This window comes from Bacillus sp. 11B20 (assembly GCF_056098985.1).
This window is the reverse complement of sequence record NZ_JBLZWZ010000006.1, coordinates 199,193-212,661: the sequence shown is the minus strand read 5'-3', so window position 1 is coordinate 212,661 and position 13,469 is coordinate 199,193. Positions and strand designations below refer to the sequence as shown.

Here is a 13,469-nt window from a genome sequence, read left to right as displayed (position 1 = left end):
GCGCTCTATCTCTATTACGATTTTATTGAAAAAATGTTTCAATATTTCCCCTTTCCATTGCAGAAATGGAAAGACGCCCATCATTCAATAGACGTCTCACCCTTCGTAATGAAATCATCACAGCATGTCTTGAGCAGCTGTTCTGTCTTTTATTTGCTCAGCTGCCAAACGTTTAAAATCCTCGACAGACAGCTGCTTTGAAGTCTTTTCTCCGTGCTGTCTAATATTTAGTGATTTTTCTTGCATTTCTTTATCGCCAATGACAGCGATATAAGGAATTTTTTGCAATTGTGCTTCTCTCATTTTATAGCCAAGTTTTTCATCCCGTTCATCGATTGTTGCTCTTATTCCGATACTTCTTAATTGCTGCTGCACCTTTAAGCAGTGATCAAGGTGAACAGTTGAGACTGGGATGATTTGTACTTGTACTGGTGCTAGCCATAATGGAAAGACACCCGCAAAATGCTCAATGAGAATGCCAAGGAAACGATCTAGAGAACCAAAAATGGCGCTGTGAATCACAACTGGCCGTACCTTTTCATTTTTTTCATTGATATATGTTAAATCAAATTTCTCAGGCATTTGAAAATCCAGCTGAATTGTGGCGCACTGATGGCTCCGCTGCAGGGCATCTTTAATATGAAAATCGATCTTCGGGCCATAAAATGCCCCATCTCCTTCATTTAGCTGGTAGTCGACCTTTAGACGATCAAGCACATTTTTTAGTGCTGTTTCGGATATTTCCCAAATAGCATCATCCCCTAAGGCTTTTTCTGGACGAGTGGATAGCTCGACTGAATACTCAAACCCAAATGTCCGATACACATGATCAACTAATTGGAAAATCCGTTTGATTTCAGCTTCGATTTGATCTTCTCTTAAAAAAATGTGAGCATCATCTTGGCAAAATGTCCTGACCCTGAACAATCCATTTAACGCTCCGCTAAATTCATGACGATGCACCTGACCAAACTCAGCCATTCTGATTGGAAGGTCTCTGTATGAATATAAGCTGTTTTTGAACATGAGCATATGCCCTGGACAGTTCATCGGTTTTAAAGCAAAGCTTGTATGGTCTACTTCTGAGAAATACATATTTTCATGATAATGATCCCAGTGCCCTGACTTTTCCCAAAGCTCTTGGTTCATCATAAACGGTGTACTCACTTCTTCGTATTGCGCTTTTCCTCGCACTTCTCTTGAAAAGGCCATTAATTCATTTCTGACAATCTGACCTTTTGGTAAATAAAACGGCATGCCTGGCGCTTCTTCTGAAAACATAAAGAGGGATAACTGTTTCCCTAATTTCCGGTGATCACGTTTATTTGCTTCTTCCATGAAATGAAGATAATCAGCTAGATGATTTGGATGCTGAAACGCTACACCATACACTCGCTGCAAGACATCCTGATTGCTATCTCCCCGCCAATAAGCCCCTGCAACACGTGTTAGTTTAAATGACTTTAAGTACCCTGTAGAAGGTACATGCGGCCCGCGGCATAAATCTACAAATTCTCCTTGCTGATAAACTGTGATGGCTTCTTGAGAGGGTAACCCTTTTAAAATATCCAGCTTATATGGATCATGTGCAAACAGCGCTTCTGCTTCTTTGTAAGAGACCTCTTTTCTTTGGATGGGATGATTCTCATTTATGATGTTTTTCATCTCTTTTTCAATTTCTTCCAAATCCTCTACGCTTAATGTTTGATCGAGCTTCATATCATAGTAAAATCCATTTTCAATGACAGGTCCGATCCCCAGTGTGACATTGTCATATAACCTTTTCACAGCCTGGGCTAATACGTGTGCTGATGTATGGCGCAGCACTTCAACCCCTTCTTTTGAATCAAGTGTGACAATAGACAGCCCAGCATCGCTGTTTAGCTTTTCACTTAAATCAACCATTTGATCATTGACCTTTCCCGCCACTGCTTTTTTTCTTAAGCTCGGACTAATATGGGAGGCAACATCTGCAACAGTCGTACCTGCGGGAAACTCCTTTATCTTTCCATCTGGAAATTGAATCTTCACCATGTTTTCTCTCATAACTGACACACCTTTCCTATTTTTTGAAATAAAAAAAACACACCCATCCCTCATAGAGGGACGAATGTGTAATCCGTGGTTCCACCCAAATTCCCATAACGCGTATTCGCTTTATGGCTCTGGTGCCGTAACGCGGCATTGACGGTATTGGATACTGCAATTTTCCCCAATACAGCTCAAAGGTGGTAAGACAGCTTTTCTGCGTTAGGAAGATTTCAGCGTGACTTCCCTCTCTGGTAACCGATAAAAGCTGCTCATGTCCTTTTCAAAGCAATGATCCTATATGAGTGTACAAAAAAACACACCCATCCCTCATAGAGGGACGAATGTGTGATCCGTGGTTCCACCCAAATTCCCATAATGCGTATTCGCTTTATGGCTCTGGTGCCGTAACGTGGCGTAGACGATATTGGATACTGTAATTTCCCCAATACAGCTCAAAGGTGGTAAGACAACTTTTCTGTGTTAGGAAGATTTCAGCGTGACTTCCCTCTCTGATAACCAGTAAAAATGGCTCATGTCCTTTTCTTCGCTTTTAATTTCTCCATATCTTACATGATGATGATGGATGATGTAAAGGATTATTTTGTGCAGTGATAACGAAATTCATTCTTTAAATGTAATATTGTGTGTATTCACTTGGGCTGTATTCAATTTCAAACGCAGGAGATAAGGCTCGTTTCACTTCTTCAGTGATTCGCTCTCCTTCTTGATTGAACTTTCTTTCCATGTCTACGCCATTTGGCTGCAAATCATCGGTTTCTTCGTCAAACCAGCGGCCATACTGTATATTCCAATTCCATAACTTTGAGAAAAGAGTATCACTCATTGGTACATCATCTCTTTCTAAATGACATTGACAATGCCCGCAATGAAAAGGTTCACTACCGTAATCTCCTTCAATTTTCACAAAAGGATGATCCTCAAACTCTCGGCAGCACACCCATTTTTTGAAGTGCTGACCGAACTCTGTCAGTTTAATCGAGTAATAACGCATGGAAGTTCGTTTTCCTTTCATGTCAAACATCCCTTGATCAATTAATGTCTTCAATCGATATTCAATAAAATCATCACCGATATACTGATCTAAATGACCAATGACTTCTCCTATTAAGCGTGGAGTGACGATATACTCCTCTTCTGGCGCGGACTGATGAAGCCGCTTAGCCATTTTCACTAAATAAGCATCAAATTCATCTTCTGGTACGATGATCACTTGTCCTTTTTGCCATATCCGCAGCGTATGATTTTCTTTAGCAAGTGAAACCCATTCGTTTTGTAATCTTTCTCTCTCTTCTTTTGTCACTGGGTGAATATGCGATTTACTCTCATACAAAATTTTAAATTTTTCAGATGCGATTTCTCCGGAATGTCGAAGGATCATTCTTCTTGTATTCGTATTGAACAGCTGATCAAATGCTGTCGTTATATTGATTACAGACAATTCAACCCTTTTCTCTTTTAATAAATAGACGGCATATCGCAAGCCAATTTGCTCATGTGCATTACTGCCTGTCCAGATGAGTATACGACTGCCAGCTTTTATTTCTTTTATTTGCTGAAGCATTCTATGCTGATCGTTGACCATGTCATCAAAATAGCCAAATTCATTTGACATCACGTTACGCAGCCACTCTATACGGTTCGCTTGTCCTTCATGTTCGTGTAAATGTAGAAGTGGCCCAATTGAATAAATATCATCAAAAGCGATGACATCATCTATTTGTTTTTGCTTCATTTCACGTATTGCTTGTTTTAAACTACCGGCAGCTGCCGCCCCAAATATGATATGTATCATCATCCGTCTCCCTTTATCTTACAGTTTATTTCATCTTCACCTATTCATGGTTCTTGCGTCAATTCTATTGAGTCAATTTCATTCAAAAGTATGACAATGAGATGATCAGGTATTTACAGAAGTAATAAAGCAGAAGTGAAGAGATAAAAATTTTTATAAAAAAAGCCCAGGAAATGGGCAAAGGAACTACCCTAAATAAGTAGTTCCCACAATACAAAACTAAATTTGTATGTTCACTAGTGAAATCGTTCATGTTACCTTACTTGCTCCATCACCTTCAAACTCTTCTGCTGAGAGATTCGATCAAACGCCACCATCAGAATGGTCATGAGTAAAGCGAGAAGAACCGTTCCAGCGCTGATCCAGCTTAGGTTCAATATAGATGTCCTGCTTAGTACAAGACCTCCTAAACCAGAGCCTAAAGCAAATCCGAATTGAATAAATGATGTATTGACACTTAATGCGATATCAGGAGATTTCGGTACAAGTGTGACAAGATATAGCTGCTGAGCTGGCGATGTGCTCCATGTTGCAATCATCCATATCATGATCACCGCCACCATGACCACGAGGTTCCCTGTCACAAATGCTAGCAGCATAAGCATGATGATTTGTAGAATAATTCCGGAGAAAATCGTGAATGTTGGGCCTTTTTTATCTGCTGCTACCCCTCCAAGACTGGAGCCCAAAAAGCTGCATATTCCCGCTAGTAATAAAATGCCACTGATTTCTGTAATGCTAAGGTTTGCTGATTCTTGCAGGAAGGGCGTTAAATAGGTAAATAAAGTGGAATATCCCCCAACATAGAATAGCGTCACTGCCACTGCCAGCAAAATTCTCTTATCTTTTAAAATTGATAACTGCATACCTAGCGTCACCGGTTCTTGTTCTTTCATAGAAGGGATGCGCCTATATACAACAATCAGCGGAATGAGCGTGATCAATCCAATGGCTGCAAATAATGCTTTCCATCCAATCATGCTGCTTAGAAATGTCCCGATTGGCACACCTAAAACCAAGGAACTGCTTAATCCCATTAAAATGATGCCAATGGCTGTTCCTCTTTTTTCTCGCTCGACAAGACGAGTAGCCACAGCCATTGCCACCACAATGGCCGTCCCTCCACTAATTCCTTGTAAAATCCTTGTCATCAGCACCATTTCAAACGAATGGCTGACACTTGTGAGGATATTACTTAAAGTAAAAATGATCAGCATCCATGATAATATTTTTCTGCGGTCGATATTGATGGTTAGTGCAATGACAATCGGTGCGCCGATTGCTGCTGAGAGCGCTAAGGATGTGACCAATAAACCAGCAGCTGATGTCGTGACCTGTAAATCATCTGCGACCATTTGAATAATCCCTGTAATGATATATTCGATTGTTCCGATTAAGAAGGCTGCTAAAGCAAGTAAATAAACAACGGCTTTATTTTTCATCGTGAAGTTTCTCCTTTGGGCAATGTTTACACTTCATTTTTTATAGGAATTTGTATTTCAATGAGTCTTCCTTCTTCATTTTCAGACAATGGGTAATAAATCTCTCTGCCAGGCTGATCTTCTTTCACGCGGTATCCGTTATTTTCGATCCATGTCGCCAGGTCAACACAAGCAGATTGTGCAAATGGAGAATCTGAATGAAATAGGAGCGTCGCCATGGTTTCTTCAGCTGGTAACGTGCGCATCGTAATTCCCTGAGGCAGAGAGCCCCTTAACGCTTTAGCGGAATACCCAACCTGAAATTCGAACTCACTTTCTTTAGCAAGTGATTCCCTCCACAGCACGATTTGTGGCTCAGAGTTCAATTCTTGCGGATGTTTTTGTAACAAATGATGAAACGTTTCAAAGAATGATGGGATTTCGTCAACAGTTCCGTTGACTTGAAAAGACATGATGTGTTTGCTTTCAACCGATTTGATGATGACCTCCTGCTCTTTTTCAACACACCCCTCTCGTTTGATGAGGTGCATCCGCTCCTTAATACGCGCTAATTTCTGCTGTTCTCTCTCGATCAATTGCTGAATCTCACTCTCTTTCAAGAGAAACATGCCCTGAATCTGGTCGACAGAAATATCTTCACGAAGAAGCTGACTCATTTGCTTTAACGTAAAACCTAATTCCTTGTATAGAAAAATCCGATTGACCTCAAGCAGCTGCTCAGCTGAGTAATACCGGTATCCAGAATCTTGATCGATCTGTTTAGGCTTTAATAAATCGATTTGGTCATAATACCTTAAGGTTTTGACAGGGACTTTACTTAACATAGAAAAATCACCAATCTTGAACATCCTGATCTCCTCCGTTTTGTTGATCTGATCAAAGTATAAACCTTTCAGTTAAGGGGAAAGTCAATAGAAGTTTTTCATTTGCATAATCATTTGATGAAGTTGAATAAATTTTTCAAAAGCGCAAAAAGCCTAGATTTCTCTAAAATCTAGGCTTTTCCCATTATCCTAAAATTTTTTCTAACAATCCCATCTGCTCAACAATCTTCATATCATTCATAAATCATTCCAAACTTACTTTATTCTCTTTTTGTAAGTCTGTTGAATAACCTAAGCATATATTAAAAATACGATCTAACCTTTCTCCGTCTCCACTATAAAAATAATTCGTCAATACTCCATTATTTTCACTTGCAAGAACCACAACTGTAGCCATCTCTAATACATACTCTATATCTTCTTTAGAAATCGTTCGATCTTTTTTCTTAGCACTCATGAATTCATGACTATGAATAGAACGAATCCTACCTTCAAGTAAATTGAGTATAGACTTCTTATAAATGACATACACACTGTGAATATGACTTTTATCAGGACAATAGGGATCTTGTAAAATGAATTTTATACGCTCATCTTCTTTTTCAATTTTTATTGCATCAAGATCATATAATAAAATTTGATCAATTTCTTCTATTTTCATAGGAGGAAAAGTATCGGCTGCATCTGTTTTATTTTTCATATGATCACTCCAATAATTGAAATAAACCGCTCTTACTCCAAACAATCCAATCTTTCAAGACACTTCAACATGTTTCCACTTTTAAAGAAATTGAATATGGCTCCTTCACTAAATCGCTCAGCTCTCAAAGCCCCCATGATGAGAGCAAGTACACACTGCGCATTTAAATTTGAAATGTCCACATGCACCATATCGTTCGTTCCCCATTCAATGCCAATTTCTTTGAGGATTTCTCTATAGTGGGTAAGTTCCATTTCTTGATGCTGTTCTGCAAAGGTATAGACATCTTCAATAAAGCGTTGGACCGTTTCGGAATAATTCACAAAGGGCATCTGGATTGGGCGTTCAGCTGTTCCATCATTTTCCTGGTCGATCACCCATTCTCCGATATGGTCCTCGTGAAGCATCGGTATGTATTTTGTTAGAATCTCGAATTGTTTCATGGTTATCCTCCTCTATTTTTTTAGAATGCTTTCAAGCCCGACAATAATAAAAGGAAACATTTTCAGGCCATGTATCGTGCATACAGGAGTGACATTAGTTCAGAATTAAGCTGGAGCCTTCAAATAGATCGAAGGCTCCATTTCCAACTAAATTGCTTTAGCTAAAATCATAAATCGGTGTTGTTTTGCGTCAAAATAACCCTTTTGTTCAATGGTTTTATGAATGGTGTATAATTCATCCTTGAAATTACTTATTTCAAAACCTGGCACTTGCCAAGGAATTGCTTTTAGATAATACACCAATGCTCCGATATCATAAAATCTTAGAATGGGGAACTCTTCAGCACTTTTCAACACCTCAAAATGATTCTCCTGTATCTCTTTTAAAGCTAGCTTTAAGTTCCAATCAATAAATTCTTCATTTATTGGTACCCTTAGATTCTCATTAATCTCTATGCAATCGAGTCCACCGACTTGTTGAGTTAGAAAAATACCTTCTTTCGAGATAATTCTTCTCACCTCTTGAGATGAAAATGACTCATGTTGATTGATGATAAGATTAAATTTTCCAGTCTCAAACGGCAAATTTTCATCATTAGAAATTTGAACTACCTTAACTCCTAAAGGGGTTAATCGTTCTTTTGCGACAGGTACATTAGGTAAGTAACCTTCTGTAGCATAAACTGATGTTGGAAAAGGTCTTAATTTTGATAAAAACTCTCCACCACCTGTTCCCATGTCCAGCATTGATTTTGCACTTTGAACAAGAGAAGTAGCTATACTACCATATGACCATGAAAGCAACTCACTTTTCATTCTTCCCGTTTCAGATATGAATGAGAAATCCCACCCAACAAAAGGTGCATCTGCTTGTTTTATAAATGAAGAAAACTGTTTGTCATTCATCATAATCCCTCCAATTATCATTTTGCAGTTTTAATGATTAAATAATTGGTGGGCCTCTTACGAATATATAAAGTTGTTATATTTCATGTTCTTTTAGTCTCATATTTAATCACTCCCTTTAAAAATACTTAAAATTATATTTAAAGAGGACCTTGCCGAAGACCTTGTTTTTAACATTTATTTTATATTCATTCAGCTGATATTTGAGTGAAACAATAAAAAAATTTGTTTGAGAATCGAGAACTCATGATGGGTGTCTCATTATAGAGGACTAGGTGCAAGATAAGGAGGAAATACGAAATGGGAGCTTAGAAAAAAATAAAATAGATTGTTAGTTTTTTATTCATTTAGATGCTTTTACTCTCGCGCCAATTGTCAAAAGCTTGGTCTAGTGATATTTTCGCTCATTTAACTCCGAAAATGAAAGTTAGAACAGTAAAAAAGTTCAGCGATTGATTACATGGAATCAGAAGGTTAAGTAATCAAAAGGGCTAAAGACACCACACACTCAACATGCGGCGTATAAATCATCTAGCTCGTCAACTTTTTTCGACCTTCACAACCAGTATAAACTAAAATCTTAATAATCACGAAAAAGAATATACGTTCTCAAACCTTTAGATCAAATGTGGTCAATTATGTGGTCGGTGGTCAAAAAAAGCTATCCATAAGGACGGCCGGGTGTGAGTAATATAAGAAGAAGTTAATCATTGAAATATATACGAATTTTTTAAAACCCCGTTTCCGCGGGTAAACCGTATACTCTAATTATACACCACATTTAGATACCGAACAAATATTCGCTTATAATCTCAAGTGAGGTGGATGAAATGTAGAACGAAGAAAAGATCGAAATAGGTGGAAGATGAAATTCATCTTGCCAGAACATAATGAGGCATTAAGACAACTGCATCTTGCAAAAAAAATTGAGCGACTAGTTTTAAGCCCGGAACAATTGGAAGAGTTTGAATATACAATAGCGACTGCTATGAGCGAAGACTTGGCTCTGAATTTCGATCTATTTGATAATGGGTTTGTTCGTGAGATCACTGGGAAAGTCGGGTATGTGGATCATCTAAGAAAAGAATTCAGGGTTAAGGATGATCGTGGCGACACAAACTTTATACGGTTTGCAGATATTTTGAATGTAAAAACACCCTAACATTAGTCAGGGTGTTTTTATGTGCTTGTACATTATTCATGAGCAGGAGCAATTTTGGCTACTGGCGCACCACAAGTTAGCATGAATATGAACACAACGGTAGGATGAACAGCTGCACCCGCAAGACCAATAGCGCCTGCTACCGCCAACCAATCTCCCCTGTCTATTGATTTTTGTACATTCTTTAAAGTACCTCTAGCGATACCAGCTGCATCTTCAATACATCTCGTAACAGTGTTGCTTTGAGTGACAATTTCTTGATTCATTAATTTTGCAAAAGCGACCATTCCATCTTTCACTTCATCCGAATAAGGCGATTTTGCAAGCTCTTCCTCATTAATGACGAAGCCTTTTTCTTTTTCAGAAATGATAATCTTTGTGAAGATGTATTCAATTTCTTTTAAAGACGTCTCAATTTGCTCTTCTGTCAAACCTTCTAATCCCTTTGTGCTTTGCGTCTTTGCAGAAGCAGCTGGAGCAAAGGCAGTCACAGCTAGAACTAATGCTAACATTAAAAATATCAATCTTTTCATATTAACTCCCCCTTTTTTTAACCAAAATTTACTTTATCATACTTTTATGTAAAATAAAGGTTTTTAAGAGAGAGTTAAAGTTTTCTTGCAAATATCGACATTTTGCGACACGTTAACCCCACATAAATAAAAGGAAGAATGATAGCGCCCAAGTAAGTATACCAAGCATTACAAAAAATTTAAGAAAACTTTCGTACTTTGTAAGAGGACGTTCCTTCTTTAATTTAGACAATCGCCAATGAAGAGCATAACCAGAGAACAAAAGAATTAATTGACCAATTTTTGATACGTCTTCTAATATATCTATACCATTCATTATAGTTCACCTCACATTAGAAAATAAATAAAGTAGACTTGTAGAGAGTCTACTTTTTTTAAAAATCACCCAAAGTATCCGTTTTCTGCAGTTTGAAAATCCGAGGAATTTATATGTACTGTAGCTGTGATCCCCATTAATAAGGTAAGGCTCAATATCGTAACTTTAAAGTGATTCATCAATTCCCTCCTCTTCTATTCAGCACAATTTAGACTTATTATCGCAGATAGCATATTCATTTTCCAACATTTATGTAAAAATAAGCAATAAGAAGCATGATACTTGCTAGATGGAACATTACTTTTGTTTCTTGTTTTGCGATATACCGAGAAAATATAACAATTTTGCTGATGAACATTTTGTATCTAATAAACACAAATACCCCCCTAACCTTCATGATTAGGGGGTGACTTATTTCATGAACCGTTTTACTGCATCCGCTGTTTTTGATCCATAATAGCCGTTAATCCCATTGTTTTTCGCGCCCTTATCAGGATGCGGCTAGGCCATTCATCTATTAAAATGACTGGTGATATTTATGCTCACGTAACACCAAAAATTAAAGTTAGAACAGCAAAAAAATTTGGCGATTACATAAAATTAGAAGGCTAAGTGGTCAAAATGTGGTCATATGAAGGTTTGTGGCTCTTTAACCCTTATTATTTAAGGGCTAAAGACACTACACACTCCACATGCGCCGTATGCGGGAACATATCAACTGGCTGCATGTATTCGATTTTGTAGTCTTTTGACATGTATTCAAGGTCTTTTGCTAGTGTGGATGGGTTGCAAGAGACGTAGACAAAGCGTTTTGGTTTGACTTGTTTGACGGTGTCTAAGAAGGTGCGCTCGCAGCCTGTTCTTGGCGGGTCGACGACGATGACGTCAGGACGGAAGCCTTCTTTGACCCATTTTGGCAGCCAATGTTCAGCTGTTCCTGTCACATAGGTCGCGTTTTTCATGCCGTGTTTTTTGGCATTTTTCTTAGCATCATCAATTGATTCTTTGATAACATCCATTCCTCTTACTTCTTTTGCGCCATCTGAGAGCCACATCCCAATGGTTCCAACGCCGCAATACGCATCGACAACCTTTTCTTTGCCAGTCAGTTTGGCCGCTTTTTTCGCTTCATCATAAAGCTTTAGCGTCTGCTTCGGATTCAATTGGAAGAAAGCACGTGCACTTAGTTCGAAAGAGACGTCTCCTAAAAATTCTTGGATGACCATATTGCCAGCTAGGTGAGATGTTTTATGGCCGAAGATGACTGATGTTTTTTCGCCATTGATATTATGCATAATGGACGTCACTTCAGGCAGACGTTTTTGAATGGCTTCGGCAATTTCTTTTTTCTTTGGAAATTCAGGTTTTGATGTGACAAGAACGACCTGTACTTCCCCTGTTTCAAAGCCGACACGCACGACAATCGAACGCACGTCGCCTTTTCTTGTCCGTTCATTGTAAACAGATACGCCGAGCTTCTCTAAAATTTTGCGAACAACACCCGTTGTTTTGTTCGTTTTTGGATGCTGCACGATACATTCCTTGATCGGTACAAGCTTATGAGAATTCAGTCCATAAAGTCCTGCAATGATGTCCCCGCTGTGAGAACGTCCTACTTGGAACTGACTTTTGTTTCGGTAATGCCACGGGTCTTCCATGCCGATCGTTGGCCTGATATCAAGCTTTTCAACCGATAGCTTTGTATGGCGCTCCATTGATTGAATGACAATATCACGCTTTTCATTTAGCTGCTGCTCATACGCCAAATGCTGAAGCTGACAGCCGCCGCACTGCTCGTATACTGGGCATGGCGGTTTGACTCGATGCTCAGAGCGCTTTCGCACTTTCCTGACCGTACCTTCTGCATATTTTGCTTGGACATTCGTTGCTTCAACCACCACTTCCTCACCTGGAAGCGCGCCTGGGACAAAGACCACTTGTTTTTTAAAATAACCGACCCCTTCTCCATTAATGCCAAGGCGTTTAATGGTAAGCGGGAACTGCTGTCCCTTTTGCAAAAGGGCACCTTGCTGTTTTTCTTTCACTTTATTCTCTCCGTTCTATTTAAACCATTGATAGGTTGTCTTCATTTTATTCCATCTCCTTAGTATATCACGTCTTGGACAAAGAGAGAAAATGCCTTTCATTTATTTATCTGTCTCAATGCTTCTCCATAAATATAGAGAAGCGTAGCTTAAATATGGAGTCCATTCCTTGCTTAGCACTGCCATCTCTTCTTTTGTCGGTTTTTCAGGCAGGTCGAAGTGCTGTTTGATTGCATTTTGAATGCCGATATCTGCCATTGGAAAGAGATTTGGTCTTCCAAGCCCATTCATGAGCACATTTTGAACCGTCCAAGGTCCAATCCCTCTAATCGGAAGCAATCGCTCTTCTACCTCCAGATCAGATAAATCGTGTAATTCCTCTAAACAAAGAGAGCCGCTCACAATTCGTTTCGATACATCGATAACATATTCTGCTTTTCGCTGACTAAACTGCAGCTTTCTCAAATCCTCTGTTTCAAGAGAGGCAATGGTTTCTGGTAAAGGATCAAACCATACACCTTCTATTTGCTCGCCGTACGTATGGACAAATCGTTTCGTGAGCTCGTAAGCAAACGAAAGGTTCAGCTGCTGATGAATGATGCATTTCATGAAACAATGATATAAATGAAAATCCAGCATGAGTGGCGTTCCGATATGCTCCTCAAAAATGGGCGCTAAATTGGTTTGAGAAAAATGGTCTTGAATCATGTGTAATTGATGCTCCATGCCAAATATCCGTTTTACCTCAGAAAGAAGGGGTTCCTCTGGGCCGTTTGATCGCACCCGGAACATAGGCGCATCTATTGTTCCAGTAGCTTGAACGATGACCACATACGGTTTTTGCTCCAATCTGATCGGCACTTTGATTTCTCTTTGACTCAAATCGACTGCTTTTAATGGATCACTTGATAAGCGTCTAAGCACTTGATCGAAATGATACGGCGGCTCTATCACCAGCTGTTTTTCCCACATACATGTCCTCTTCCTTTCTGCCAACATACGCAGATGTAATTGTTTCATTTTGCATGAATGATTCTCTTTATTGAATACTTTTTAACATAAAGAGTACAAGAATTTATCAGTTATATCTTCCTTATTTGTGGTCATTCTCCTTTTGGATAGACGAAAGTTTTTAGTCGAATTCAGCTAACATTCGACAGCAATCTTCAACATTTTAGGATCATTTTCCTTAAATTAGAAATAGAACCTCTGGGTGATATCTTCCTCCCTGAATATATTTGTATAATTATGACA

Annotated in this window: 11 protein-coding genes, 1 pseudogene and 2 other annotated features; of the genes and pseudogenes, 1 reads left to right on the top strand and 11 read right to left on the bottom strand. The window is 38.8% G+C overall.

Annotated elements, in window-relative coordinates; all coding sequences use genetic code 11:
• Positions 1-117: 117 nt before the first annotated feature.
• The 7 genes from thrS to ACN6NB_RS03750 all read right to left on the bottom strand — a co-directional run bounded on the left by thrS (position 118) and on the right by ACN6NB_RS03750 (position 8,162).
• A complete protein-coding gene (gene thrS, locus ACN6NB_RS03780; protein ID WP_144464349.1) occupies positions 118-2,046 on the bottom strand; it encodes a threonine--tRNA ligase in 1,929 nt (642 codons plus the stop codon).
• Between the two features lie 53 nt (positions 2,047-2,099).
• Positions 2,100-2,324: a binding site (T-box leader), on the bottom strand.
• A gap of 37 nt (positions 2,325-2,361) precedes the next feature.
• Positions 2,362-2,585, bottom strand: a binding site (T-box leader).
• Between the two features lie 74 nt (positions 2,586-2,659).
• Entirely contained in the window at positions 2,660-3,844 is a 1,185-nt protein-coding gene (locus ACN6NB_RS03775) for a DUF1835 domain-containing protein (RefSeq protein ID WP_106025885.1), read from the bottom strand.
• Positions 3,845-4,098: 254 nt separating this feature from the next.
• Positions 4,099-5,286 carry an MFS transporter gene (locus ACN6NB_RS03770; protein WP_064497740.1) on the bottom strand — a complete coding sequence of 396 codons (1,188 nt, stop codon included), beginning with the start codon at positions 5,284-5,286 and terminating at the stop codon, positions 4,099-4,101.
• Positions 5,287-5,312: 26 nt separating this feature from the next.
• Entirely contained in the window at positions 5,313-6,134 is an 822-nt protein-coding gene (locus tag ACN6NB_RS03765; RefSeq protein WP_058837465.1) for a MerR family transcriptional regulator, read from the bottom strand.
• A 220-nt stretch (positions 6,135-6,354) separates the two neighbouring features.
• The gene (locus tag ACN6NB_RS03760; protein WP_474253242.1) at positions 6,355-6,810 is read right to left on the bottom strand and encodes a hypothetical protein; all 456 of its coding nucleotides are present in this window, start codon (positions 6,808-6,810) and stop codon (positions 6,355-6,357) included.
• A 32-nt stretch (positions 6,811-6,842) separates the two neighbouring features.
• Positions 6,843-7,253: a DUF6508 domain-containing protein gene (locus ACN6NB_RS03755; RefSeq protein WP_126681347.1), complete on the bottom strand. Its 411-nt coding sequence runs from the start codon at positions 7,251-7,253 to the stop codon at positions 6,843-6,845.
• A 147-nt stretch (positions 7,254-7,400) separates the two neighbouring features.
• Complete coding sequence (locus ACN6NB_RS03750; protein WP_376765031.1) at positions 7,401-8,162, bottom strand: methyltransferase domain-containing protein; 762 nt, start codon at positions 8,160-8,162, stop codon at positions 7,401-7,403.
• Between the two features lie 874 nt (positions 8,163-9,036).
• Between ACN6NB_RS03750 and ACN6NB_RS03745 the strand changes: the two genes are divergently transcribed.
• A complete protein-coding gene (locus ACN6NB_RS03745; protein ID WP_239690708.1) occupies positions 9,037-9,321 on the top strand; it encodes a YolD-like family protein in 285 nt (94 codons plus the stop codon).
• Positions 9,322-9,353: 32 nt separating this feature from the next.
• Here ACN6NB_RS03745 and ACN6NB_RS03740 read toward each other — a convergent pair whose 3' ends face one another.
• From ACN6NB_RS03740 to ACN6NB_RS03725, 4 genes and pseudogenes are all read right to left on the bottom strand, one after another.
• Positions 9,354-9,854 carry a hypothetical protein gene (locus tag ACN6NB_RS03740; RefSeq protein WP_064497735.1) on the bottom strand — a complete coding sequence of 167 codons (501 nt, stop codon included), beginning with the start codon at positions 9,852-9,854 and terminating at the stop codon, positions 9,354-9,356.
• Positions 9,855-10,590: 736 nt separating this feature from the next.
• Positions 10,591-10,668: pseudogene (locus ACN6NB_RS03735) on the bottom strand (peptidoglycan-binding domain-containing protein); the annotation flags it as partial.
• 161 nt (positions 10,669-10,829) lie between these two features.
• A complete protein-coding gene (gene rlmD / locus ACN6NB_RS03730; protein ID WP_474253241.1) occupies positions 10,830-12,215 on the bottom strand; it encodes a 23S rRNA (uracil(1939)-C(5))-methyltransferase RlmD in 1,386 nt (461 codons plus the stop codon).
• A gap of 102 nt (positions 12,216-12,317) precedes the next feature.
• Positions 12,318-13,187 carry a DNA-3-methyladenine glycosylase family protein gene (locus ACN6NB_RS03725; RefSeq protein WP_151284136.1) on the bottom strand — a complete coding sequence of 290 codons (870 nt, stop codon included), beginning with the start codon at positions 13,185-13,187 and terminating at the stop codon, positions 12,318-12,320.
• Between the last annotated feature and the right edge of the window lie 282 nt (positions 13,188-13,469).

Excerpts from the sequence above, each read along its gene's own strand:
- ACN6NB_RS03740 (WP_064497735.1), bottom strand. The coding sequence starts at position 9,854 with ATGAAAAGATTGATATTTTTAATGTTAGCATTAGTTCTAGCTGTGACT.
- ACN6NB_RS03760 (WP_474253242.1), bottom strand. The coding sequence starts at position 6,810 with ATGAAAAATAAAACAGATGCAGCCGATACTTTTCCTCCTATGAAAATA.
- thrS (WP_144464349.1), bottom strand. The coding sequence starts at position 2,046 with ATGAGAGAAAACATGGTGAAGATTCAATTTCCAGATGGAAAGATAAAG.
- ACN6NB_RS03770 (WP_064497740.1), bottom strand. The coding sequence starts at position 5,286 with ATGAAAAATAAAGCCGTTGTTTATTTACTTGCTTTAGCAGCCTTCTTA.
- ACN6NB_RS03765 (WP_058837465.1), bottom strand. The coding sequence starts at position 6,134 with ATGTTCAAGATTGGTGATTTTTCTATGTTAAGTAAAGTCCCTGTCAAA.
- ACN6NB_RS03755 (WP_126681347.1), bottom strand. The coding sequence starts at position 7,253 with ATGAAACAATTCGAGATTCTAACAAAATACATACCGATGCTTCACGAG.
- ACN6NB_RS03750 (WP_376765031.1), bottom strand. The coding sequence starts at position 8,162 with ATGATGAATGACAAACAGTTTTCTTCATTTATAAAACAAGCAGATGCA.
- ACN6NB_RS03725 (WP_151284136.1), bottom strand. The coding sequence starts at position 13,187 with ATGTGGGAAAAACAGCTGGTGATAGAGCCGCCGTATCATTTCGATCAA.
- ACN6NB_RS03775 (WP_106025885.1), bottom strand. The coding sequence starts at position 3,844 with ATGATACATATCATATTTGGGGCGGCAGCTGCCGGTAGTTTAAAACAA.